The organism is Flavobacterium flavipigmentatum, assembly GCF_020911905.1.
In the GTDB taxonomy this organism is placed as follows: Bacteria; Bacteroidota; Bacteroidia; order Flavobacteriales; family Flavobacteriaceae; genus Flavobacterium; species Flavobacterium flavipigmentatum.
The window spans coordinates 1,162,080-1,187,028 of the sequence record NZ_CP087133.1 but is presented as its reverse complement, the minus strand read 5'-3'; the positions used below and the strand labels follow the sequence as shown (position 1 = coordinate 1,187,028).

Genomic DNA, 24,949 nt, shown 5'->3' with positions numbered 1-24,949 from the left:
AATATGAAAAAAATTATTGTAATCGCCATTTTTTTACTTGCTGATGTGAGTAATGCTCAGGTAACTTTTAAACCTGGTTTGAGGGGTGGAGCCGCTTTCTCGACATTTTCGAATACGCAATCTGATTATAAAACTGATTTTTATCTGGGTGCTTTTGGTGAAATCAACCTAACAAAAGTATACGCTTTACAGCCCGAAATCACTTATATTAGACAAGGCTCTAATAACATAAAAACATATATTGGCTACAACACCGATACCGGAGAGGATATTACAGTGTCGCGCAATTTAGAAATCGATTATTTGTCGCTGGCTATGATTAATAAATTTACCTTTAATGGGGGATTTCAGGTAATGGTTGGCCCAACGGTCGATTTTAGATTACAAGATGATTTGATTTATGAAAACACCGATGTTGATTTGACTCTTGTTGCAGGATTTGGATATCGTTTGCCTTCTGGTTTGGCCTTTGAAGCGCGCTTTAAAAAAGGTTTTGTTGATGTTTTAGATAGTGATTATTATGGCAGTAATAACGGAAATAATGATTACTGGTTTAGAGATTACAATACAAATATCAATTTTCAGTTAGGAGTTTCGTATTCATTTGGCGGAAAAAAATAAAAAATATGGTTTTACAAGATTTTTACAAAATACTTTCGGAAGAAAAAACATCCGATTCAAAATATACTTTCACTATTTTGGTCAATGACAAACATGAAGTTTTCAAGGGTCATTTTCCCGGAAATCCTATTATGCCGGGAGTTTGCATGATTCAGATTATAAAAGAACTTTCAGAATCAATAACAGAAAGTGCGTTGTTTATGCAAACGCTAACCAATGTAAAATTTATGGCCCTGATCAATCCTGAGGCTACTCCTGAATTACGCTTAGAATTGGATATTACCAAAACCGAAGATGATTTGGTAAAAGTGAAAAATACCACTTATTTTAAAGATACCGTTGCTTTGAAACTAAGCAGTGCTTATAAAAAATTGTAATTATGAAACTGTTTGCTGCCCTGATACTATGGATCACCGTGATAGGTGCTCCTGACATTGCTTCGATTAGAAAAATGTATCCTACTGTTGGTAAATCAGAAGCAAATGCCAAAGAATTTACTGCTAAATTAGCGGGAATCGCCAACACGGATGAGACTATTTTGGTGGCTTACAAAGCCGCTGCTATTTTATTGGACTCGAAATACGAAAAAAAACTTTCTTCTAAAATGAATCGTTTTAAAGAAGGAGCCAAATTATTAGAATCTACAATAACCAGCGAACCCAATTCTATAGAAATCAGAATGATCCGATTGAGTATTCAGGAAAATGTTCCGGGTATTACCGGTTACAAAAAAAACATAAAAGAAGACAAAGCCTTTATCATTGCGCATATTAACGAACAAAATGCTACATTAAAAGAATATATAAAAGCCTTTATTGTACAATCTAAAAGTTTTTCTGCCAAAGAAAAACAATCTGCAAAGTAGCGAAAGCAAAAAAACCTCATGAAACCTACTTTATCACAGCAAGAACTTCTGGATGCGACACATTTTTGTGTTATTGTACCCACGTACAATAACCACAAAACGCTCAAAAGAGTGTTGGATTCGATTCTGGATTATACCCCAAATATTATTGTGGTCAATGACGGATCGACTGATGAGACGAGTACAATTTTAAAACAATACCCGCAGCTTACACAAATTCATCATCCTAAAAATTCAGGAAAAGGAATGGCTTTGCGAAACGGATTCAAAAAAGCAATCGAGATGAATTTTGAATACGCTATTTCGATAGATTCTGACGGCCAGCATTTTGCTGCTGATATTCCAAATTTTATTACCGAAATTCAAAAATTGCCTCATTCTTTGCTTATCGGAAGTCGGAATATGACACAAGAAAATGTACCTAAGAAAAGCAGTTTCGGAAACAAATTTTCTAATTTCTGGTTTTGGTTTGAAACAGGAATTAAACTCGACGATACACAATCTGGTTTTCGATTGTATCCGCTGCAACTTATTCCTAAAAAATATTTTACCAATAAATTTGAATTCGAAATTGAGGTCATCGTTCGTTCTTCGTGGAAAGGAATTTTAGTAAAAAATATTCAAATTCAGATATTATATGATCCTGCCGAAAGGGTTTCGCATTTTCGCCCTTTTAAAGATTTTACCCGAATCAGTATCTTAAATACCGTTCTAGTAATCAATGCTTTAATATACATCAAACCGAGAGATTTTTTTCGAAAAGCAAAAAAAAAAGGGTTTAAGAAATTCTTTTTAGAAGATATTTTAGAAAGTAACGATTCCAATTTCAAAAAATCAGCAGCCATTGCTTTGGGCGTTTTTATCGGAATTTCTCCTTTTTGGGGATTTCAAACCCTACTGCTTTTGTTTTTTGCCACATTGCTAAAACTCAACAAAATTATTGCCTATATGGCTTCCAATGTGAGTTTCCCGCCGTTTATACCCTTCTTAATTTTTGGATCTCTAAAGGTAGGCAGCTATTTTGTATCTGGCACAACTCCGCTGGTTTTAGACAGTTCGCTTTCGCTGGAAGATATTCAGCAAAATGCAACACAATATATCGTAGGAAGTCTTATTTTAGCAACTGTTTCCGCGCTTTTGTCTGGCTTGGTAACATACTTTCTTTTGACTTTTTTTCATAAAATAAAACACAAACCTCAATAACAATATTACCAATGCATCACTACTTTTACGCCATTCATCTTTTTGTAAACCGGAGAAAATCCTTATCGGTTGCATTGGCTGTTGCGATGCTTTTTCTGTTTGGTTTTTTTGCCTCTCAAATTAAATTTGAAGAAGATATTACCAAACTTATTCCAACCAACGACAAATCTGATGCCACAGCAAAAGTGCTCAAACAGCTTAATTTTGCTGATAAAATTACCGTCATTTTTCATCTAGAAAAAAAAGGAACTGCCGAAGATTTAAAAGAAATGGCAACCGCTTTTTCAGACAGTGTAGCTCTCTCCTGCAAACCTTATGTCACCGGAATTCAGGGTAAAGTTGACGAAGAAAACATTCAGGAAACGATTGATTTTGTGTACAACAATCTTCCTTTATTTTTAGACAATAAAGATTACGCTGCGATTCAGGAAAAATTGCAAAAAGACAGTATTGCGGCTACGGTACAGAGCAATTACAAGTCTATTATCTCCCCTTCGGGATTCATTACAAAAGATTTTATTTTGCAAGACCCGCTCAGGATTTCTTTTATTGCTCTTAAAAAATTACAGCAACTGAATCTTGGTGACGATTTTACGCTCGATAATGGTTTTGTAATGACCAAGGATAAAAAGAAATTATTGCTTTTTATCACCTCAAATATTCCGTCAAGCGAAACCGAAAAAAACACGCTTTTTGCAGCAAAACTGGCATCTATCCAAAATAATTTAAACCAACAATTCAAAACCAAAACGTCTATCAGTTATTTTGGTTCTGCCTTAATTGCAGTTGCTAACGCCAATCAGATCAAAAGCGATATTATCCTGACCACCACCATCGCAATGGTCACGCTGATGCTGATTCTGATTTTGTTTTATCGAAAAATATACATTCCGCTTATTATTTTTCTCCCGACGGTTTTTGGTGCTTTGTTCGCAATTGCATTTTTATATTTTGTGAAAGAAAAAATATCTGCTATTTCGCTCGGAATTGGTTCTATTTTACTGGGAATCACGATTGATTATTCTATTCATATTCTAACGCACTACAAACACAACAGCGATGTAAAAACATTGTACAAAGACATTACGATGCCTTTGATTATGAGTAGTTCTACTACAGCTGTTGCCTTTTTATGTCTGCTCTTTGTAAAGTCTGAAGCGCTCAACGACTTGGGTATTTTTGCTGCAGTGATCGTAATGGCTTCGGCTTTTTTCTCTCTTTTGATTGTGCCACATTTATACCATCCGAAAGACAATACTACAGAACACAAAAAAAATATTATTGATAAACTGGCTCATTTTTCTTTTCATAATAATAAATTCCTTATCGGATTTTGTGTTTTAATCACGATTATTTGCTGTTTTACTTACAATAATGTGGGTTTTAATAACGATCTCTCACAATTGAATTTTATTCCGAAAGACATAAAAGCTGCCGAAAAAGAACTTGAAGAAAGCTCCAGCCTAACCTCTAAAACCATTTATCTGGCTTCTTACGGAAACACTATGGAAGAAGTTTTGCAAAACAATACAAAGCTTTTTGAAGCACTTGCAAAAGAAAAACAACAACAAAAAATTCTTAGTTATAGTTCTGTTGGCGGTATCATGCTTTCGCAAAAAGAACAACAGCAGAAAATTGCAAAATGGAATTCTTTTTGGGATGGGAGTAAAAAGCAACTGCTACAATCGCAACTGATTGCTGAAGGAGCTAAATTGGGTTTTAAACCTACAACATACACTACTTTTTTTGATCATTTGAATACGGATTTCAAAACCATTTCTACTGAAGAATATCTTAAAATACAAGCGTTACAATTGCACGAATTTGTGACGCAAAAAGATGGTTTTTTTACGATTTCTACTTTGGTAAAAGTGACACCAAAACAGCGCGATGCTTTTGTAAAATCAGCTGAAGCCAAAACAAAACTGATCGCCATTGATCGCCAACAAATGAATGAGACGTTTTTTAGCAATTTAAAAACCGACTTCAATTCACTGGTAAATTATTCTTTTATAGCCGTTATTCTAATTTTGTTTTTCTTCTTCCGAAGAGTAGAATTGGTCATTGTCAGCTGTATTCCGATTGCCTTAACGGGAATTGTGACCGCTGGCATTATGGGGATTTTTGGCATTCAAATGAATATATTCAGTATGATTGTTTGCACGCTGATTTTTGGTCATGGAGTTGATTTTAGTATTTTTATGACCAGTGCGCTGCAAAAAGAGTATACCAACGGAAAAAACGAAATTGCCATTTACAGAACTTCTATTATCCTGGCGGTAATAACGACTATTTTAGGAATTGGCGCCATGATTTTTGCGGAGCATCCTGCACTGAGATCCATTTCAGCTGTTTCGTTAATCGGGGTTTTTGCGGCATTGATCATTACCTTTATCTTCTATCCTATTTTGTTTAAATTATTTTTATCGAATAGGCCTAAGAACGGGAAAGCTCCCTTTCAATTACGCTCTTTCGTGCACGGCGTGATCTCCTTTTTCTATTATGGAATGGGCGGAATTTTAATGTCCGTTTTTAGTTTGACTATTATGCGAATTCTTCCGTTTAGCGAAAAAGCAAAAATGAAAGGTTTCCGTTATTTCATTTCAAAATTTATGAAATCGGTTTTGTATTCGAATCCTTTTCTTCGAAAAAAAATCATCAATACTCATAACGAAACTTTTGATAAACCTGCGATTCTTATTGCCAATCATTCGTCGTTTTTAGATATTTTGGCAGTCGGAATGTTGAGCCCTAAAATCATTTTTTTAGTAAGCGATTGGGTGTACAACTCCCCTATTTTTGGTGCAACGGTTAGAAAAGCAGGCTTCTACCCTGTCTCAGAAGGAATCGAGGGCGGAATAGAACATTTGCGTAAAAAGGTAGAAGAAGGGTATTCTTTGATGGTTTTTCCTGAGGGAACCCGTTCTGAAAACAATACTATAAAACGTTTTCATAAAGGCGCTTTTTTCCTTGCCGAGCAATTCAATTTGGACATTATTCCGATCGTGATTCACGGTGCTTCCGAGGCTATTCCGAAAGGAGATTTTGTTATTTATGATAGTACCATCACGGTTTCTATTTTAGACAAAATTACACCTGAGAACGATACTTTCGGGAAAAATTATACCGAAAGAACCAAACAACTAAGCACGTTTTTTAAAGCGCAGCATTCTAGAATCCGTCAGGAATTGGAAGGTCCTGATTACTTCAAAAAAATGCTTATCAATAGTTATGATTACAAAGAAACGGAAATCATAAAAAGTGTAAAAAGCAATTTGAACGCCAATTTAGCAACCTATTATCATCTTAACAAGTACCTTTCGGCGAAAGCCAAAATACTGCATTTAGCCAATGATTACGGTCAATTGGATTTATTATTGACCTTGCAGGAACCCCTTCGAAAAATAGATTCGTATGCTTTTGATGCAGAAAAAGTCGCCGTTGCTAAAACCAATTATATCGTTAGAAAAAGAAAAATCTCTTATTTTGAAAATTTAGAATCAATACTAAAAAATCAATATGACGCCGTTTTAATCTCCGATGAAGAATATAAAAAAGATCTGGAAAAAGTGATCGCAACGACTTCTTGTGTTCTTTTGGTCAATAGTTCGAGTTTAAAAAGCACTTTGCTTACTTTAGATTTTGCAATAATTTCAGAAGAAAACCAAATAATCGTGTTAAAGAAAAAATAGTATGAAAGAGCAATACGATGTGGTAATTGTGGGCAGCGGTTTAGGTGGCTTGGTCTCCTCTATTATTTTGGCGAAAGAAGGCTACAGCGTTTGTGTGCTCGAAAAAAACAATCAATACGGGGGAAATCTGCAAACTTTTGTTCGCGATAAAACTATTTTTGATACCGGAATTCATTATATCGGAGGATTGAGCGAAGGGCAGAATTTGTACAAATATTTCAAATACCTGGGCATAATGGACCAATTGAATTTGAAAAAAATGGACGAAGATGCCTTTGATATTATTTCGTTTGAAGATGAAAATGCCGAATATCCTCACGCGCAGGGTTATGAAAATTTTGTGGCACAACTGGCAAAACATTTCCCCGAAGAAAAAACAGCTATAGAAAAATATTGCGAAAAAGTACAGACCATCTGCGACTCGTTTCCGCTTTATAATTTGGAGTGGGAAGGTAAATATGATAGTGCAATATTAGCACTGAATGCCAAAGATACCATCGCCGAATTTACCTCTAATGAAAAATTAAGAGCCGTTTTAGCGGGTTCTAATTTTTTGTACGCCGGAATTGCAGACAAATCTCCTTTTTACGTTCATGCCCTTTCTGTAAACTCTTATATTCAGAGCTCTTGGAGATGCATCAACGGCGGAAGCCAGATTACAAAACAACTTTTAAAACAACTCAAAAAACACGGCGGAGAATTTTACAAATACAAAGAAGTTACCCATTTTGTAGTCGAAGATAACAAAGTGACATCGGTAAAAATGAAAGACGGAAGTCAGGTTTCTGGGACTTATTTTATATCGAATATCGAACCCAAAACTACCTTGAAAATGGCGGGCGAAGATAATTTTAGAAAATCATTTTACAGCCGAATTCAAAGCCTTGAAGGTGTTATTTCTGCTTTTAGTTTATACCTAGTTTTTAAGCCGAAAACCTTTAAATATATCAATCATAATTATTACCATTTTAAAGATAGTAGCGATGTTTGGAATGCTCACGAATACGACGAAAATTCATGGCCAAAAGCCTATATGGCTTCTATGAATGCCTCGAAAAAAGAGGAAGAATGGGCAGACGGAATGACATTTATCACCTACATGAAATTTGACGATTTGCAACCTTGGGCGACCACTTTTAATACAACTGCAGATGAAAATGACAGAGGCGAAAGTTACGACGCTTTCAAATCAAGAAAAACAGCTCGTTTTTTGGAAGAAATAGAAATAAAATTTCCGGGTATTAAAGACTGTATTCAGTCGATACATTCTTCGACACCGCTTTCATACCGCGATTATATTGGTGGTCACAACGGTAATATGTACGGTTACGTAAAGGATTCTAACAACCCAATGAAAACGTTTATTGCTCCAAAAACCAAATTAGACAATTTATATCTTACTGGCCAAAGCATCAATATGCACGGCGTTTTAGGCGTTACTATTGGAGCTGTAGTAACCTGCTCTGAACTTGTTGGAAAAGAATATTTGGTTACAAAAATCAACAACGCATCTGAATAAAAACGTAAAAAATGAGCAAGACCGGAAATTTATCGCAAATACTATTACATCTGCACCTGAAAAACCGAATTTTCTTATTTACCATTATCTTTTATTTAGTGCTTTTTACCTCTTGCGGAACCAAAAAATCATTACATCATCAGCCTAGTATTTTACATTATAATGCAACGCAACCTACCGTACAAAAAAAATCCAATACCGTTTTTGTTACTGGAAATAATACTTTTCTAAAAAACAAACAAGGCCTTTGGGAATTGTATGTCGAAGGAGATCCGCTTCAAATTGGGCTCACAACCGGAGCTTTGACAGACTCACTGTTAAAAAAGCAGGAGGAAAATTTTTTTTCCAGAATTGAAGATCTGGTTCCTTCAAAATTCAAACAAAATCTGCTTCGTAATTTTCTGAAATGGTACAATAGAAAATTATATCTAAATGTTTCTGATGAATATCAAACGGAAATATATGGCGTTTCGCAATTTACTTCGCACACATTTGACAATATTGCACCACAATATCTTAGAAGTTTGTACTTGCACGGCGCTCATGATATTGGTCACGCCTTGCAAGACCTGTCGCTGGTAGGTTGCTCTTCTTTTGCGGCTTGGGGCGAAAAATCAGAAGATGGAAATTTAATCCTCGGACGTAATTTTGATTTTTATATAAACGATGCTTTTGCCGAAAATAAAATAGTCGCTTTTATACATCCCAAAGAAGGACATTCGTTTATGATGGTCACCTGGCCTGGTATGATTGGAGCTGTTTCGGGCATGAACAAAGAAGGTTTGACGATCACTATTAATGCTGGAAAATCTAAAATCCCACTGATTGCCAAAACACCCATTTCGATTTTAACCCGGGAAATTTTGCAACATGCTAAAAATATAGAGGAAGCAGTCGCCATTGCCAAAAATAGAAAAGTCTTTGTCTCCGAATCGATTATGGTAGGAAGTGCTCAAGATAATAAAGCCGTTCTTATCGAAGTTTCGCCAGAAAAAATGGATGTTGTTGCTGTTCCTAACTCCAATCAACTCATCTGTTCTAATCATTTCCAAGGAGATGCCTTTAAAAATGACCCGCGCAATAGGTCGCAAATTGCCAATAGTCATTCTCAATATCGTTACGACAGAATGCAGGAACTTTTTACAGAAAACCCAAAAATCAATCCTGAAATTGCCTCAAAAATACTCAGAAATACAGACGGTTTAAAAAATATAAAATTAGGATATGGCAACGAAAAATCTTTAAATCAATTGATTGCGCACCACGGAGTTATTTTTAAACCTAAAGAAAAATTGGTCTGGGTTTCTGCAAATCCCTATCAATTAGGCGAATTTGTATGTTATAATTTAGATAGTGTTTTTAATGAGAAAAAAAACAGACGTGTTGTTTCTTATGAACAAGAAAGCCTGAATATTGCCAGAGATCCTTTTATTGAAACTAGCGCTTTTCAAAACTATCAAAAATTTAAAATTGAAGACCGCAAAATAGATGTATTTTTGGAAAATAAAACCGAAATCACGACTCAATTTATAAAGGATTACCAATCCCTAAACCCTGATTATTGGGTTGTGTATTACAAAGCAGGATTGTATTTTTATCGAAAAAAAGAATACAGGCTCGCTCAAAACCATTTTGAAAAAGCACTGACCAAAGAAATTACAACTGCTCCTGAGAAAAAAGCAATTGAAGAATATTTAGAAAAAATCAAAAGAAAATTAAAATGATTCCACCAATAGAAAAGGATTCTTTAGAACAAATTAAAAATTTTCAAGAGCAAAAATTAGTCGGGCTTTTAGAATATATAGGTCAATATTCTCCTTTTTACAAAAGGCTTTTTGCCGAAAAAAATATTGATATTTCCAGTATCAAAACTATCGAAGATTTACAACTTTTGCCTGTCACAACAAAAGAAGATTTACAGCAATACAACGATGATTTTGTTTGTGTTCCGCAACATAAAATTATCGATTATTCCTCTACTTCCGGCACTTTGGGCGATCCTGTAACCTTTGGTTTAACCGATTCTGATTTAGACAGATTGGCGTATAATGAAGCCATTTCGTTTGCCTGTGCAGGAATTGCAGAAGGCGATGTTGTACAATTGATGACGACAATCGATAGAAAATTTATGGCTGGTTTGGCCTACTTTTTAGGATTGCGAAAACTAAAAGTGGGTGTCATTCGCGTAGGCGCAGGAATTCCAGAATTGCAATGGGATTCTATTTTAAAATACAAACCCTCGTACTTGATTACGGTTCCTTCTTTTTTATTAAAATTGATTGAATATGCAGAAGCACATGGAATTGATTACAACAATTCGAGTATAAAAGGAGCGATTTGCATCGGAGAATCATTGAGGAATCAGGATTTTACAATGAATACTTTGTCTAAAAAAATCACGGACAAATGGAATATTAAGTTGTTTTCGACCTATGCTTCGACCGAAATGAGTACCGCTTTTACCGAATGTGAACATGAAAACGGAGGACATCACCATCCTGAATTGATTATTATTGAAGTTTTGGATGAAAATAATCATCCCGTAAAAGACGGTGAAGCTGGCGAACTGACCTTTACGACCTTAGGAATTGAAGCCATGCCGTTGTTGCGTTTTAAAACCGGCGATGTGGTACAGTTGCACAGCAGTCCTTGCCTTTGCGGAAGAAATACAGTGCGTGTCGGACCCGTTATTGGTCGTAAAAAGCAAATGATAAAATACAAAGGAACAACTCTTTATCCGCCAGCTATGAATGATGTTCTGACCGATTTTGATGCGATCGAAAATCATATTATCGAAATTTTTACGAATGATTTAGGTACGGATGAAATTCTGATAAAAATTGCCTCAAAAAATCAATCACCGGAATTGCTCAACGAAATCAAAGACCATTTTAGAGCCAAATTACGAGTAACGCCCAAAATAGAATTTGCTCCAAAAGAAACTTTAAATCCGCTGGTTTTTAATCCGATGAGCCGAAAACCAATTCGCTTTTTTGATTATAGAGTTCAGTAGAAAAAGGTACATAGAGGCAAAGGTTCAGAAGGACAAAGGTCTAATAGCCTGATCAAAAAACCTTTGAACCTTTACTGCTCTGAACCTTTGAATCTCAATTTAGCACAAATTGAACTAAAAGTTGTAATTTTGCACAAAATAGTGAAGATGGTCAAGATTGGCAACATAGAATTACCCGAATTTCCTTTATTACTCGCACCCATGGAAGATGTGAGCGACCCGCCGTTTCGCCGTTTGTGTAAAACGCATGGCGCTGACATGATGTATTCTGAATTTATTTCCTCAGAAGGATTGATTCGTGATGCGATCAAAAGCAGAATGAAGCTGGATATCTTTGATTATGAGCGTCCGGTAGGAATCCAGATTTTTGGCGGTGATGAGGAAGCAATGGCGCTTTCGTCTAAAATTGTTTCTACAGTAAAACCCGATTTGGTAGATATTAATTTTGGATGTCCTGTAAAAAAAGTAGTTTGTAAAGGTGCCGGAGCCGGCGTTTTAAAAGATGTTGATTTGATGGTGCGCTTGACAAAAGCCGTGATCAGAAGCACCGATTTGCCCGTAACGGTAAAAACCCGTTTAGGTTGGGATGAAAATTCTATTAATATTGATGAAGTGGCCGAAAGACTTCAGGATATTGGCGTTCAGGCTTTGACTATTCATGCCAGAACTCGTGCACAAATGTACAAAGGTCACGCCGATTGGTCGCATATTGCACGTGTAAAAAACAATCCTAGAATTACCATGCCCATTTTTGGAAACGGCGATATCGACAGTCCCGAAAAAGCATTACAATATAAAAATGAATACGGCATTGATGGCATCATGATTGGTCGAGCCGCAATTGGTTATCCTTGGATTTTTAACGAAATAAAGCATTATTTTAAAACGGGTGAACACTTGCCTGCTCCAACGGTTGGCGATCGCGTAGAAGCCGCCAGAAATCACTTAATTTGGTCGATGGAATGGAAAGGAGAACGCTTAGGAATTGTAGAAATGCGCCGTCACTATACCAATTATTTCAAAGGAATTCACTCTTTTAAAGAATACAAACAAAAACTGGTTACCACTGATGAACCCGAAAATTTATTCGCAATTATGAATGAAATTGAAAAGGTTTATGCAGGATACGAGTTTGTTTAAAAAAAGAAAGACCTTCAAAATTGAAGGTCTTTTTAGTATAATTTATACCTGAATACGTTTCCATTTTCCTTTTTTATAAAGTACGATTCCTGCTATTGTAATAGCAGTTTCCGCAACAGGAATGGCAATAAAAACTCCTGTTGGACCCATCTGGAGATGTTTGGCCAATACGTATGCCAATGGAATCTGGAACAACCAAAACCCGAAAAAATTTATCGCTGTTGGTGTCCAGGTATCTCCTGCTCCATTGAAAGTATTGATTAAAACCATTCCGATTCCGTAAAAAACAAAACCAATACTCATGATTTGTAAGGCTTCAACAGCAATGGTTTTCACCATTTCATCATTCGTAAAAAAAGAAATAATATATTTTCCAAAACATAAGGTTATGACCATAATGGTTGCCATAAAAATCACATTGTATCGGGCAGTAGTATAAACCGATTTTTCTGCACGGCCAATTTGTTTGGCTCCTAAATTTTGCCCTACCAAAGTTGCAGCAGCATTGCTCAATCCCCAAGCCGGAAGTATAAAAAACATCATAATTCGCAGTGCCGTCTGATAACCCGCTGAACCATGATCGCCTCCTGTTGTAGCCACCAATTGTGCTAGAAATATCCAACTACAAGAAGCAATCACAAATTGTAAAACTCCTGGGGCAGCAATTTTAATCAAGGCTTTAATTTGTTTAAAGTCAGGAATAAAATAGGACGGAATAATTTTTAAAATTCCTTTTCCAAAAAACAAATGATACACCTGATATAATACACCAATGCTTCTTCCTAAAGTTGTTGCCATTGCAGCACCTGTAAGACCAAAAGCTGGAACTGGTCCAAAACCATTTATTAAAATGGGACATAAAATAATATTGCAGATATTGGCCAACCAAAGACTTTTCATGGCAATCGCAGCATTTCCTGCTCCCCGAAAAATTCCGTTAATCAAAAATAAAAGCATGATACACAAGCTTCCGCCAATCATAATTTGGGTAAATCTATAACCGTGTTCGGCAGCTTCTACCGATGCTCCCATGATCACCAGAATATCTTTGGCATATATAAAACCCAAAATACTCATTACAATATTAATTGTAAAAGCAATAATAATAGCCTGTATACCTGCTTTTGATGCAGCAACAGGATCTTTCTCGCCAATACGTCGCGCGACAACTGCCGTGGCCGCCATACTGATTCCGATTGCGACAGAATATACAATTGTAATCACCGATTCTGTTAGACCCACCGTTTGAATAGCAAAGCTGCTATGCTCCAAATGTCCTACGAAATATAAATCAACAAGCGCAAAAACTGATTCCATCATCATTTCTAAAACCATCGGAATGGCTAGTAAAATGACGGCTTTTTTGATGCTTCCTGCGGTATAATCAAAAGATTCATCGCCTTTGATCGCTTGTTTAAGAGTGGTAAAAATTTTAGAAAATAAAGATTTTTTTATATTTGTTTCTGTCATGATACGTTTAAGATAAATGATAAAATTGTCCGGATTTAATCTTCTGAACATCGTACACCATTGAAGGTAAAAAACATAAGTATCCTAATTATCAGAAAAATAAAATAGGATTAGGCAGAAACAATCATAAACTTAGAATTTTAAGACTGTAAATATATGTAATTTTTTAACTAAAAAACATTAGTTTAACAGCTTTTTGCTCACCCGGCTGCTTGCAATTAAAGAAGCAACAAAACCAAGCGATACAATGGTTGCCATAACAATAAGTACGTTTTCGAGGGTAAAAACAACTGGGTATGGCAAAGTGGGTGTAATCATAATTAGTTCGTATTGCTGTTGCAAAAGGACAAGAATAATCCCGAGAACAAGCCCTACAATACCGCCAATAACACTTAACAAAGTTCCCTGCAGCAAAAATATTTTTCGCAAATGATGAATTTCTGTTCCTAAATTAAAAAGCGTTTTAAGGTTGGCTTTCTTATCCAAAATCATCATAATCAAAGCGCCAATCAAGTTGAAAAGTGCCACAATAATCACCAATGTAAAAATCAGGTAAACGGCAATATTTTCGGTGTTGAGCATTTTGTACAACGACTCATTAAGTTGCGCTCTGTTTTTTAACGTAATTTTATTTTTAAAAATAATTTCCAACTTAGATTTAATGGCGCTTTCATTGGCTTCGTCTTTCAGATTCAGTTCGATTCCCGAAATCTGATTAGGTTTGTACATCAGTAATTCCTGCACCAATCCTAAATCAGCAAACACGTATTTTGAATCTAATTCTTCGCTGACAGAATAAATTCCGATAGGCAAAACTTCTGTTTTATTAAACGCTTCCTGAGGATTCTCCAAATTGCCTTTTCCTGGTTTGGGCGCAAAAATTTGCAAAGGATTTTCGAAATCCAAGATACCCATCGAAAAATCTCTCGCAATTCCGTACCCAATTACAACCTGATACGTATCCGGTTTGAGCCATTCGCCATTAAAAAGCTTTTTCTTAATATCGTTTACGACAGCATAATTTCGATCGACTCCTTTTATATAGGTAACCTGCTGTTTGTTTTTGAATAAAAATAAAACACGCTCTTCGATAATTTTGGTATACGAAACAACGCCGTCTATGTTTTTTATCTGAGCTTCCTGACTCGGAGTAATCAAAAAAGACTTACCGTAGGTACTTGTCGCTTTCAGGTCGGGATCAATTTCGTTTGTAAACGAAAGACTAAAAACTTTTAGGCCGCTAAAAACAGACAAAACCACAAACAAAGCCATTGTGCCCACAATGATTCCCATGCTGGCAATGTAGTTGATGATATTGATAGCACTATTTTTACTACGGCTAAAAATATATCGTTTGGCTATGTAAAGGGGAAAATTCAATTTATGATTTTCTTCTTTTTTCTAAAAGATCGCGGTTTTCAATCGGATTTTCTCTGTTTGACAAAGCGTTGTCTATTTTTTCGATATAATCTAAAGAGTCATCGATAAAAAACACCAAGTTAGGTACACGACGCAATTGCAAACGCACACGTTGAGACAAATCGTGTTTGATCAAGGTAGAATTTGATTTTATTCCTTCTAAAGTTTCTTTGGCTTTGTCCTGAGGAAAAATGCTTAAATACACTGTTGCCACTGACAAATCTGAAGTAACACTGACTTTGGATACCGAAATTACCAAATTTGTAATTCCGTTTTTTCTCACTTCACCTTGCAAAATATCAACCAAATCTTTTTGGATGACACCGCCTATTTTTTTCTGTCTATTTGTTTCCATAGTGCAAAAATACTACTTTTAAATTCAATCGGCACAATTTCATAATCAACAATCTAAGGATTTTTATACGAAAAAAAGCCTTTTGACTTCGAGAAACTCATTCAAAAAGAAATAAACTGCATCAGAATCATTTTTCTTCAATACAGAATCATAAAAAAACAATGTCTTAAAAGTAGGAATTTTCAAAATTAAAACCTTAAAAAAAGAATTTTTTGTTAAAAATCTTTAGTTATATTTATTTGAAAATATTAATCCTTAAACCAATAATAAAAAAGGGAGCCATAAAATTTACGCTCCCTTTTTGCTTATCTGTTTTGTAACCATCCTTCCGGATTGTTGTTGGATGTGTTTTGAAGAATCAAAAACTTTATAACTGTTTTTCCGGTGTCTCCACTGGTTCTCACTTTTCCGATGCTTTGTTTGATGTTTACTTTATCGCCCTGACTTACCGAAACTGAGCTTAAATTTTGATACACTGTAAAATAATCTCCATGCTGAATCATCACTGCTTTATTAACAGGCGATAAAATCATCACCTTTGCTACAACACCTTCAAATACTGCTCGGGCGCTCGCTCCTTGTTCTGTAGTGATTTCGACACCGGAATTATGCACCGTTACCGAAGGATACAATGGATGCGGCTGATCACCATAACCTAAAGAAACAAATCCTTTTTCTACCGGCCAAGGCAATCTTCCTCTATTGGCTTTAAAATCGGCAGCAAGCACTTTATCCTCGGGAGTCAAAGCAATTCTAGAAGAGGAAACTGCAGCTTTTGATGGAGCCGTTCCAGGATTTGCTTTTGCTTTTTCCAGAGCCGCTTTTCTATTTGCCTCAGCAATCGCCTCACGAATCAAACGGTCAATTTGTCTGTCAATATTTTTAGATTCCTTTTGTTTGGCTCTAATATCGGCCGCAATTTTATTTTTGTCTTTTTTAATGGCGTTTACGAGCTTTTGCTGTTCTTTCTTTTCTATTTCGAGTGCAACACGCTCTTTTTGATTTTCTGCAATAATTTTTTTCTTAACTTTTCTTTGTCCATCCAGTTTTGCATTAAAATCTACCAATTGAGCTGTTTTTGACTGAATTTCTAGACCTTGGTTTTTTCTAAAAGCTGTATATTGTTTCAGATATTGTGCTCTTTTGTAGGCTTGCAAAAAACTCTCCGAAGACAAAATAAACATTGCTCTACTTTGCTCTGAACGACTTTTATAAGACTTCAAAATCATTTTAGAATAATCTTCCTTCAAAACAGTTAACTCTCTTTTGAGTTTGTTCACTTTAAGCTGATTAATGTACATATCATTGCTCAAAAGCCTTTCTTGTTTGGCCGTTGTGTTAATCAGTTTTTCTTTCAGCTTGATTTTGTTAGCCTGAATAAGGAAAACGTTTACAGCAGATTTTTCTTTTTTCTTTACCGATTGCAACATTTTTTCGTTGTCTCGTATTTCCTGTATAATTTGCGCTTTTCGCTGTTCTAGTTTTTCTTGTTGCGAATCATCTTGCGCCCACATAAATGTTGTCGCGCATATAAAAATTAGGCTTAGGAGAAATTTCGGCATGTCTTTATTATCTTTTTGCAAATTTACTTAATTATTACTTTCTTGTAACCACTTGGTATGCTGTACGGAAAAGTAAGCTCTTCATTAAACGAAATAGTGTTATAATTTAAACTTATATCTGTTTTCCCTTTGGGCTGAATAGCATTGATTTCGATAGTTGTTGGCAACGTCCCTTGTTCAAAAACTTTACTGCCAGCATACGCAATTTGCAACATCATATTTTCTGATGGTTTTGAAATTTGCTCTTTCTGAATCAGATATTTATCGGCATCGATAAAAAACACTTTTTTCAAATCGGCTTCTTTCTCATCTTCTAATCGAAAAAGATTTTCTACAATGGTTTGTGTATATTTTGTTTTTCTCAGATCATCCAAAGCTTCACCCAGCAAAAGATTTTCTACTTTTACATAATCTAAATCGGTACCAAGCCATTTGCTTAAACTACTAAAATCGCCTTCATAATAAGTGCCTTTAATTTTTTCGTAATAACTTACCGTCGATTGTGTGATCAAAGCTTTTGCCATCGTAATGCCTAAGAAACGCACGCTCACCAAAATCTGTTCTCCTTTTTTGATTCTTATTTCGGCTGTTACATTCTGGCTTTGTTTTTCATCTTCATATTTAGCACTCGCCTTAACATATAAACTATTAAAATTCAACTTGTTTTCATAATGCTTTTCTACTACTTTGTTGTCTATTTTGGTCGGCTCTGCATTGGTGTTATTTTGCACCGCAACTGCTTTTGATTTGCAAGAAATCATAAAAAGAGTAACCAATAATATTGCTATATATTTTTTCATTTAAAATCTATTCTTTTACTTTTTTTGTTGTAATAATGCATTGCCTTTAGAAAAATAAAACTCTTTTTTGTTGACATCCCCCAGCCCATTATAAGCTTCTCCCAACTGAATATTGAAGTTGGCTTCTAGTATGATATCCTCTACAACATAATCCAATCCCATTTCTAGAACGGTTTTTGCATTTTTAAATTGTTGTAACTGATTGCTCCCTAAACCTGCATAATAATAAAACTGTGGCTGACTCGGATATACTTCTATCATAGTCATCGCTCTTTTGGTCATCGGCTCAAATTGCTTTGCTTTTGCATACACCTCAAGCAGTAACAAATTGGTTTCTCGATCGGTATCTGAATTTGTTTTTAAATCTTTCTCATAATACTTAATCGCATTCTCTAACTGATTTTTGCTATGATAAAATTTACCCACTTCTTTGGCAACATCTACTTCTTTATCGTTATCAAAATAACCAATAGCTTTTTCTAAATCTGCTGCGTACTGCGGATTTTTATTCACATAAATCAAAAACTCGTTCAGCGTTCTATGTTTTATTTTTGAATCAATTTTTGAACTTGACAAAATAGTATTCATCGATTTGATCGCTTTGTCTGCTTCGTTTTGATCTAAATATACTTTGAACAAACTCACCTGTGCCCACTCAGAATCCGGAATTTCTTTGGCCAATTGTTTCGTTACCTCTACAGCTTTGTCTGTTTCATTATTTTTCGAATACAAAAAAATCAAGTTGACATAATTGGATTCTTCTTTCGGATTTTGTTTTATCTGAGCAATCAAATTATCAATCTCGGCATTCTTGTATTTTCCTTGCGACAAAATTTGCATTTTGTACCGTTCGCGATCTTCCGATTTTCCGAACTTATCGTTCATTTCGTTAATTGCCACAAGTGCTTTATCAAACTGATTCGTAATCATATACAACGAAATCAAATCGTCTTTGTATTCTTCGTCAAAAGGAATAATTTTTTGAATCGTTTCTATTGCCAAAGGATAATTTTTAGTTTCAAAACTTACATCGTAAATTCCTAACCAATACCATTTGTTTTTCGGATTTAACTGCGTGGCTTTTTCAAACGAAATATGTGCATTTCGATACTCTTTTAACCACAAATAATTTTTTCCTAATTCAAAATAAGCAACGGCGTCATTGGGTTTTAATTGGATGCATTTTTCTAACGAAAGAATTGCTTTATCGTAATTTTCAATTCCTTTTTGTTTTAATGATTCATAAAAAGAGTCTTGATATTCATCCGAAAGCATGGCAATATCTTCGGGTTCTGTCTGTGCCAAAACCGATGCTGTGTTGCCAAGCAAAACAAAAGATAATAGTGCAAAAACGCTCTTTTTTATCATTTTTAAACTTTATTCATTAAACAAAAAATTAATTTTATTTTATTCTAAAACCGAGTAATCTCCGATGCTAATACTTGTAAATTTGCCATCATAACTTACGTGATTTCCAATCATGGCATTGTCTAAGTTAGCATTTTTTATTTTAGCAAACGTTTGTATCAAACTATTTTTGATGGTGCTGTCTGTAACGTGGCAACCTTTTCCTATAGAGACGTTGGGTCCGACTGTGGTATTTTTCAACACAACATTTTCTCCAATATAACATGGTGGAATAATGGTAGCATTCTCTAATGTTACATCGTAATCAACCAAATGTTCTCCATCGTTGTGCAGAAAACCTAACATTCTCGAATTGGTTTCAACAGTTACATCTTTGTTTCCGCAATCCATCCACTCGTCTACGCTACCGGTTTTAAACACTTTTCCGTTGGCCATCATAGCTTTGATTCCGTCATTAATCTGATATTCTCCTCCGTTTTGAATGTTATTATCCAAAACTTTCTGAAGTTCTGCTTTCAAAACTTCTACTTCTTTAAAATAATAAATTCCGATTACCGCTAAATCACTTACAAATTCTTTTGGTTTTTCGACCAATTCAATAATTTCGTTATTCGAATTCAGTTTTACCACACCAAAAGCTTCCGGCTGATCAACTTGTTTTACCCAAATTACAGCATCTGCTTCCGGATCTAATTCGAAATCTGCTCTAATTAATGTATCCGCGTAAGCGATAACTGCTGGTCCAGAAAGAGATTCTTTCGCACACATAATGGCGTGACCTGTACCCAAAGGTAAATCCTGACGATAAATAGAGGCTTTTGCACCTAGGCTTCCTGCCAGTTCTTCTAAACTTGCGACAAGATCATCTCCAAAAAAAGCCTCATCGCCCAATATAAAGGCAACTTCTTCTATTGGTTCTTTTAATATTTTAGCAATATCTTCGACTAAACGATGTACTATTGATTTACCAGCCACCGGAATTAATGGTTTCGGAATGGTTAAAGTATGTGGTCTAAGCCTTGATCCGCGGCCTGCCATTGGAACAATTATTTTCATGTTTTTTCTATAAGATTAAAAAAATAGAATGATTAAAAGATTTAAAAAAATCATTCAATCATCGATTGTCTTCATTATTAATTTCTATTTTACTCCGGTACTTCCAAATCCGCCTTCGCCTCTTGAGGTCTCAGAAAGTTCTGCAACTTCCAACCATTCTGCTCTTTCGTGTCTGGCAATAATCAACTGTGCGATTCTTTCTCCATTTTCGATAACAAAATCTTCATTTGATAAATTTACCAAAATTACACCTATTTCGCCTCTATAATCTGCATCAACAGTTCCCGGAGAATTTAAAACCGTAACACCTTTTTTTGCCGCCAATCCGCTTCTTGGTCGTACTTGCGCCTCATAACCAATTGGCAATTCTATAAAAAGTCCTGTTTTTACAATGGCTCTTTCTAGTGGTTTTAAAGTAATTGATGCTGATAAATTGGCGCGCAAATCCATTCCGGCCGAAGCAATAGTTTCGTAATTAGGCAAGGGATGTTGCGATTTGTTGATAATTTGTATTTTCATTATTTATTTTAAAAAGATAAAAAAGCAAAATTTAATTTCTAAAAAAATCAAGATTACTTTCTATTCATAATTCCTTTGATGGTTTCTTTTTCGTTATGATACACAAAATACATGAAGCCTAATAATAACGGAATTCCAACGAAATAATTCTCTCTAAATCCATAAAAAGAAATAGCCGAAAAAACAATTGAAATCCCCAAGTAAGCCCCAATTTTATTCATATCATAGGGTATGGGATAATATTTATTTCCTAAGACATACGAAATTAACATCATGCTTCCGTAAGCAGAAATGGTAGCAATAGCCGAGCCATAATAGCTGTATTTTGGAATTAAAATGTAATTTAATAATAAGGTAACGATTGCTCCCACAATAGATATGTAAGCACCAATTTTAGTTTTATCTGTAAGTTTGTACCAAACCGATAAGTTGTTGTAAATTCCTAAAAAGAAATTGGCCAAAATAATGAGCGGCACTACTTTCATGGCTTCCCAATACGATTTATTATCAAGTAAAAGATATTTTAAAATATCGGCAAAAACGATCACGCCCAATAAAATCAAAGAACCCAAAATCACAAAATATTTTGTAATGACAGCATAAGTCTGAGGCGCATTTTCGTTTTTTGAATGACTAAAAAAGAAAGGTTCGATCCCTAGTCTGAAAGCCGTTGCAAACAAAACCATAAAAAGCCCCAATTTATAACAGGCAGAATAAGCTCCGACCTCTGATTTTGCCAAATTTTCGGGCAATAAATATCCTAAAAGAATTTTATCAAAATGTTCGTTTACAGCAAAGGCAATTCCGGCAACCAAAATAGGTAGACCATATTTCATCATTTTCTTCCAAAGTACAGGGTCAAATTTTCTTCCCAAATAAAGATAATTTGGCGAAAGCACCACAAAAGTGGCTAAACTTGCCAATAAATTTGCAATGAAAATATACGCTATTTGAAAATTTTCGACGTATAAATTATCCCAAACAGAATTTGGATTTTCTGCTGCGATTTTAGGCAAATACATTAAAAAGAATATATTCAGCAAAAGATTGACTATGACATTACCAATTTTAATGGCGGCATACATCATCGGTCTCTGGTTGGCTCTTAATTTTGAAAAAGGTATTAAAACCAATGCATCCAGAACCAATATCCAGATTGAATAAGTGACAAACTGCACATCGACTTCTGCCCAGCTGGCCAGGGTATTTCTAAAAATTAAGGCAACAAACAAAAAGACAATGGACGACCAAAATATAGAAATGGTAGACGTTGCAATTACGTTTTTCTTATCGTCTTCGGCACTGTAAAAACGAAAAAATGCCGTTTCCATTCCGTAAGAAAGTATTACGTTGAAAAAAACCATCCAGGACAAAACAATCGAAACTTCGCCATATTCTGCAGTAGGTAAAATTCCTGTATATAATCGCACCAATAAAAAACTTAGCATTCTTGGTAAAACCGTTGCTAATCCGTAAATGGCTGTTTGTTTGAATAGATTTTTATATAATCCCAAAATAAATTGTAATAAAATTTGCAAAAACAAAAATAACCAATTCTTTGGTTTATTACCGTATTTGTTGATCCAATAAACAAAGAGTTATGAAAATTTTATTACGTCAAGTATTTTTTATTTGAAATTTAGATAAAAAAGCCTCTTTTGATTCCTAATCTTAAAAATAATTTAAATAAAAAATTTAAAAATTACATTTGAATTACTTTTTTGGACTCAAATGTGAAATCTATAACAAACCCTATCAATTGTATAACTGATGTACAGCTGTTTGCCCTTAAATTTGCGGTATAGGGATTGATGCCAGCTGATGTGTAACCCTCCACAAAAACAGAGCCCTGGGACTAATAAAGCTAGTTTGTTCCCATAAAAGACAAAGCAAAGTAGTAATAAAATGCTACAGACTATTTATAAAATGGTTGTGATTCTCGATTGTGAATATTTCGAGAATCACCATTTTATAAATTTTCTTCTTTAGTACCAAATCCAATACTTTTTTCTGTTTCTTTTGGTTCTGGAATATCTTCTTCTGTCAAAGTTTTTAAAGTCTTGTTACTGATTTTTTTAAGTTTTACAATTCTATTCGCTTGATTTTGAATGCATTTTTCAAATAGATTTCGCACCACTCTGGCGTTTCCAAAACTTTCATCTTTTTTTGCGTAGAGTAATTCAAAAGTGTCTTTAAGTTTCTCTTTTGCATCTTCAGAAACAATAAAATCTGATTTGATACAAAACGATTCGAAAATTTGAAATAATTCGTCTGGCGAAAAATGATCAAAATAAAAAAATCTATTAAAACGAGAGCGCAATCCCGGATTAGATTCTACAAAGATTTTCATGGGTTCTGTGTAACCTGCCACAACAACCGCCAAATCGTCCCGATGATCTTCCATTCTTTTCAGCAAAGTATTTACGGCTTCGGCACCATAGTCATTCCCAAATGCATTTTGAGTCAGCGCATACGCTTCATCAATAAATAAAACTCCTCCTAAACTTGATTCTACAGCAGCATCGACCTTTGTAGCTGTTTGCCCAACATAACCCGCAACCAAACCTTCTCGATCTGTCTCGTACATTTGGCCTTTTGATAAAAAATCTAAATGCTTAAAAATTCTGCTTAAAAGCCTCGCTACAGAGGTTTTCCCTGTTCCGGGAGGGCCTAAAAAAACGGTATGCAACGTAATTTCTACATTTTTTAACCCTTGTTTTGAACGCTTTTTTTGTATTTCTAATAAATTAATAAGCTCGCCAACATCTTTTTTTACTGCTGCCAAACCTACTAATTGATTCAACTCTTCAAGTACTTTTTCGAGTGTGTCTTCTTCCGGAAAATTATCGACTTCTTTGTTCTTGCTTTTTGGTTTATTTGAATTTAAACCTAAAAAAACATTAAAATCAGTTGTGTTTTCGAACTTTTTATCAAAAGCAAAATGAAGGAAATTTTGATACTTTACCAGCACTTCTTTCAACTTATCGTGGTTTTGTTCTGCCAATGCTTCAGGTAATAAATACTTGCTTTTTTGTTGGTTTGAATTTGAAGTAATGATTGTGTTTTCCTTTTTTATTTTTAGAAGATGTTTCTTAAAGTCTTCCGTAAAAACCAACTGATTCAACTCGTTGATAGAATTTTCATTGGCAAAATGATTGTTACGCAAAACATCATAATAATACGCCAAAACAAACTGAGCTTTTTCACTTTTTTTAATAGACTCTTGATCATAAAGCGCAATCATATCCGAAAGGAAAAAGTGTTCTACTTTGAACAATAGTCCTTTGGATCTAAGTGGATTTACCTCTTGATTTATTTTTTGAATAAATGTTGCATCCTGATTTAAAACAGTACAAATTTCAAGAATGCTCAAAGTTTCTTTATGCAAATTGGTAACAAATGAAGCCGTAAAAACGGCTTCATTAGGATTTATATTTGTCTCTAAATATTTTTTCAGAGACAAAAAAGACTCTTCTATAATCGATATTGGATTGTTCTTTTTTGACATATTCTGATTTAAGAAATCATCATTTGATGAATAATTTCCTTTGCTAATTTTTGATGATCGTCACAATATTCTTTCCACGCCATTCCCATGTCTCGAAGATCATATTTGGCTACAATTGTTCCGTAATGTTCTTTTTTACCATTAATGGTCGGATATCCTATCACATAAATTGTTTGTGCTAACTCAATCGCTAATTCAATATCATGCGTAGAAAAAATTACGGTATTAAAATCAGAAGAATTACTCAACAATTCGAAAGATTTTTTGACTTCTTCGATATTCCCCACATCTAATCCTGAGAAAGGCTCATCCAAAACAATAAATTGATCGGAAGAAAATAATTGCTCGATAATAGCCGTTCTTTGTCTTTGACCGCCGGAAAGTTCGTTTGGATATTTGTCTGCACAATTTTCTAGTCCCCATTCTTTCAGGTATCGTTTTATTTTTTCGTCTTTTTCTGTAGCCGATAAATCCGTTTTTCTAAGCGAAAATTTTAAAGCTTCTGTAACCGTTTTATGTCGGAACAACGTATACTTCTGATCTACAAAACCAATATCTCCCTCTTTGACCGATTTGGCGGCATTGGGTTCTTTGTTTTCGAAATCACGAATTAATATTTTCCCAGAATTAGTAGGAACAAGTCCTGTCAAAGCTTTAAAAAAAGTCGATTTTCCTCTACCAGATCTTCCCACAAAAGCAATCACTTGTCCTGTACAATGGACGCCTTCGCGAACTACATCTTTCTCAATAAGCGTGATGTCTTTTATAATTACCGTATTATCGTATGCAACGCTAAGATTTTCTACATACAAAAGCGTCTCTTTATATTCGTGTTTCAT

At 34.8% G+C, this 24,949-nt stretch carries 20 protein-coding genes; 9 read left to right on the top strand and 11 right to left on the bottom strand.

Features of this window, described 5'->3' with window-relative positions:
- Positions 1-3: 3 nt before the first annotated feature.
- From LNP22_RS05515 to dusB, 9 genes are all read left to right on the top strand, one after another.
- Complete coding sequence (locus LNP22_RS05515; protein ID WP_229975688.1) at positions 4-621, top strand: outer membrane beta-barrel protein; 618 nt, start codon at positions 4-6, stop codon at positions 619-621.
- A 5-nt stretch (positions 622-626) separates the two neighbouring features.
- Positions 627-998, top strand: a complete 372-nt coding sequence (locus LNP22_RS05510) for an ApeI family dehydratase (RefSeq protein ID WP_229975687.1) — start codon at positions 627-629, stop codon at positions 996-998.
- A 2-nt stretch (positions 999-1,000) separates the two neighbouring features.
- Positions 1,001-1,486: a hypothetical protein gene (locus LNP22_RS05505; protein ID WP_229975686.1), complete on the top strand. Its 486-nt coding sequence runs from the start codon at positions 1,001-1,003 to the stop codon at positions 1,484-1,486.
- 18 nt (positions 1,487-1,504) lie between these two features.
- Positions 1,505-2,689, top strand: a complete 1,185-nt coding sequence (locus tag LNP22_RS05500) for a DUF2062 domain-containing protein (RefSeq protein WP_229975685.1) — start codon at positions 1,505-1,507, stop codon at positions 2,687-2,689.
- A gap of 11 nt (positions 2,690-2,700) precedes the next feature.
- Positions 2,701-6,381: an MMPL family transporter gene (locus LNP22_RS05495; protein WP_229975684.1), complete on the top strand. Its 3,681-nt coding sequence runs from the start codon at positions 2,701-2,703 to the stop codon at positions 6,379-6,381.
- A gap of 1 nt (position 6,382) precedes the next feature.
- Positions 6,383-7,900: a phytoene desaturase family protein gene (locus LNP22_RS05490; RefSeq protein ID WP_229975683.1), complete on the top strand. Its 1,518-nt coding sequence runs from the start codon at positions 6,383-6,385 to the stop codon at positions 7,898-7,900.
- Positions 7,901-7,911: 11 nt separating this feature from the next.
- The gene (locus tag LNP22_RS05485; RefSeq protein ID WP_229975682.1) at positions 7,912-9,624 is read left to right on the top strand and encodes a C45 family autoproteolytic acyltransferase/hydrolase; all 1,713 of its coding nucleotides are present in this window, start codon (positions 7,912-7,914) and stop codon (positions 9,622-9,624) included.
- On the top strand, positions 9,621-10,913 hold the full coding sequence (flxY, locus tag LNP22_RS05480; protein ID WP_229975681.1) for a flexirubin biosynthesis putative acyl-CoA ligase FlxY: 1,293 nt from the start codon (positions 9,621-9,623) through the stop codon (positions 10,911-10,913). The genes LNP22_RS05485 and flxY overlap by 4 nt, the downstream gene beginning before the upstream one ends.
- 147 nt (positions 10,914-11,060) lie before the next feature.
- Positions 11,061-12,053, top strand: coding sequence for a tRNA dihydrouridine synthase DusB (gene dusB / locus LNP22_RS05475; protein ID WP_229975680.1), 993 nt, complete (start codon positions 11,061-11,063; stop codon positions 12,051-12,053).
- A 42-nt stretch (positions 12,054-12,095) separates the two neighbouring features.
- Here dusB and LNP22_RS05470 read toward each other — a convergent pair whose 3' ends face one another.
- The 11 genes from LNP22_RS05470 to LNP22_RS05420 form a co-directional block, all read right to left on the bottom strand.
- Positions 12,096-13,523: an MATE family efflux transporter gene (locus LNP22_RS05470; RefSeq protein WP_229975679.1), complete on the bottom strand. Its 1,428-nt coding sequence runs from the start codon at positions 13,521-13,523 to the stop codon at positions 12,096-12,098.
- A gap of 180 nt (positions 13,524-13,703) precedes the next feature.
- Entirely contained in the window at positions 13,704-14,903 is a 1,200-nt protein-coding gene (locus tag LNP22_RS05465; protein WP_229975678.1) for an ABC transporter permease, read from the bottom strand.
- A 1-nt stretch (position 14,904) separates the two neighbouring features.
- Entirely contained in the window at positions 14,905-15,297 is a 393-nt protein-coding gene (gene rbfA, locus LNP22_RS05460) for a 30S ribosome-binding factor RbfA (protein WP_041519807.1), read from the bottom strand.
- A gap of 305 nt (positions 15,298-15,602) precedes the next feature.
- Entirely contained in the window at positions 15,603-16,859 is a 1,257-nt protein-coding gene (locus tag LNP22_RS05455) for a murein hydrolase activator EnvC family protein (protein WP_229975677.1), read from the bottom strand.
- 23 nt (positions 16,860-16,882) lie between these two features.
- On the bottom strand, positions 16,883-17,659 hold the full coding sequence (lolB1, locus tag LNP22_RS05450) for a lipoprotein insertase outer membrane protein LolB1 (RefSeq protein ID WP_229975676.1): 777 nt from the start codon (positions 17,657-17,659) through the stop codon (positions 16,883-16,885).
- Positions 17,660-17,674: 15 nt separating this feature from the next.
- Entirely contained in the window at positions 17,675-19,027 is a 1,353-nt protein-coding gene (locus LNP22_RS05445; protein WP_229975675.1) for a tetratricopeptide repeat protein, read from the bottom strand.
- 39 nt (positions 19,028-19,066) lie between these two features.
- A complete protein-coding gene (locus tag LNP22_RS05440) occupies positions 19,067-20,083 on the bottom strand; it encodes a sugar phosphate nucleotidyltransferase (RefSeq protein ID WP_229975674.1) in 1,017 nt (338 codons plus the stop codon).
- An 84-nt stretch (positions 20,084-20,167) separates the two neighbouring features.
- Complete coding sequence (gene dut, locus LNP22_RS05435; protein ID WP_210665344.1) at positions 20,168-20,602, bottom strand: dUTP diphosphatase; 435 nt, start codon at positions 20,600-20,602, stop codon at positions 20,168-20,170.
- 53 nt (positions 20,603-20,655) lie between these two features.
- On the bottom strand, positions 20,656-22,116 hold the full coding sequence (locus LNP22_RS05430; RefSeq protein WP_229975673.1) for a lipopolysaccharide biosynthesis protein: 1,461 nt from the start codon (positions 22,114-22,116) through the stop codon (positions 20,656-20,658).
- Between the two features lie 455 nt (positions 22,117-22,571).
- Positions 22,572-24,110 carry an AAA family ATPase gene (locus LNP22_RS05425; RefSeq protein WP_229975672.1) on the bottom strand — a complete coding sequence of 513 codons (1,539 nt, stop codon included), beginning with the start codon at positions 24,108-24,110 and terminating at the stop codon, positions 22,572-22,574.
- An 8-nt stretch (positions 24,111-24,118) separates the two neighbouring features.
- Positions 24,119-24,949 (bottom strand): ATP-binding cassette domain-containing protein, encoded by an 831-nt coding sequence (locus LNP22_RS05420; protein WP_210665341.1) that lies wholly within the window; start codon positions 24,947-24,949, stop codon positions 24,119-24,121.

Bases quoted from the DNA above. Each gene is read 5' to 3' on its own strand.
- LNP22_RS05445 (WP_229975675.1), bottom strand. From the start codon at position 19,027: ATGATAAAAAAGAGCGTTTTTGCACTATTATCTTTTGTTTTGCTTGGC.
- LNP22_RS05420 (WP_210665341.1), bottom strand. From the start codon at position 24,949: ATGAAACACGAATATAAAGAGACGCTTTTGTATGTAGAAAATCTTAGC.
- flxY (WP_229975681.1), top strand. From the start codon at position 9,621: ATGATTCCACCAATAGAAAAGGATTCTTTAGAACAAATTAAAAATTTT.
- LNP22_RS05490 (WP_229975683.1), top strand. From the start codon at position 6,383: ATGAAAGAGCAATACGATGTGGTAATTGTGGGCAGCGGTTTAGGTGGC.
- LNP22_RS05440 (WP_229975674.1), bottom strand. From the start codon at position 20,083: ATGAAAATAATTGTTCCAATGGCAGGCCGCGGATCAAGGCTTAGACCA.
- LNP22_RS05510 (WP_229975687.1), top strand. From the start codon at position 627: ATGGTTTTACAAGATTTTTACAAAATACTTTCGGAAGAAAAAACATCC.
- LNP22_RS05485 (WP_229975682.1), top strand. From the start codon at position 7,912: ATGAGCAAGACCGGAAATTTATCGCAAATACTATTACATCTGCACCTG.
- dut (WP_210665344.1), bottom strand. From the start codon at position 20,602: ATGAAAATACAAATTATCAACAAATCGCAACATCCCTTGCCTAATTAC.
- LNP22_RS05455 (WP_229975677.1), bottom strand. From the start codon at position 16,859: ATGCCGAAATTTCTCCTAAGCCTAATTTTTATATGCGCGACAACATTT.
- LNP22_RS05500 (WP_229975685.1), top strand. From the start codon at position 1,505: ATGAAACCTACTTTATCACAGCAAGAACTTCTGGATGCGACACATTTT.
- LNP22_RS05515 (WP_229975688.1), top strand. From the start codon at position 4: ATGAAAAAAATTATTGTAATCGCCATTTTTTTACTTGCTGATGTGAGT.
- LNP22_RS05495 (WP_229975684.1), top strand. From the start codon at position 2,701: ATGCATCACTACTTTTACGCCATTCATCTTTTTGTAAACCGGAGAAAA.
- lolB1 (WP_229975676.1), bottom strand. From the start codon at position 17,659: ATGAAAAAATATATAGCAATATTATTGGTTACTCTTTTTATGATTTCT.
- LNP22_RS05425 (WP_229975672.1), bottom strand. From the start codon at position 24,110: ATGTCAAAAAAGAACAATCCAATATCGATTATAGAAGAGTCTTTTTTG.
- LNP22_RS05505 (WP_229975686.1), top strand. From the start codon at position 1,001: ATGAAACTGTTTGCTGCCCTGATACTATGGATCACCGTGATAGGTGCT.
- rbfA (WP_041519807.1), bottom strand. From the start codon at position 15,297: ATGGAAACAAATAGACAGAAAAAAATAGGCGGTGTCATCCAAAAAGAT.
- dusB (WP_229975680.1), top strand. From the start codon at position 11,061: ATGGTCAAGATTGGCAACATAGAATTACCCGAATTTCCTTTATTACTC.
- LNP22_RS05470 (WP_229975679.1), bottom strand. From the start codon at position 13,523: ATGACAGAAACAAATATAAAAAAATCTTTATTTTCTAAAATTTTTACC.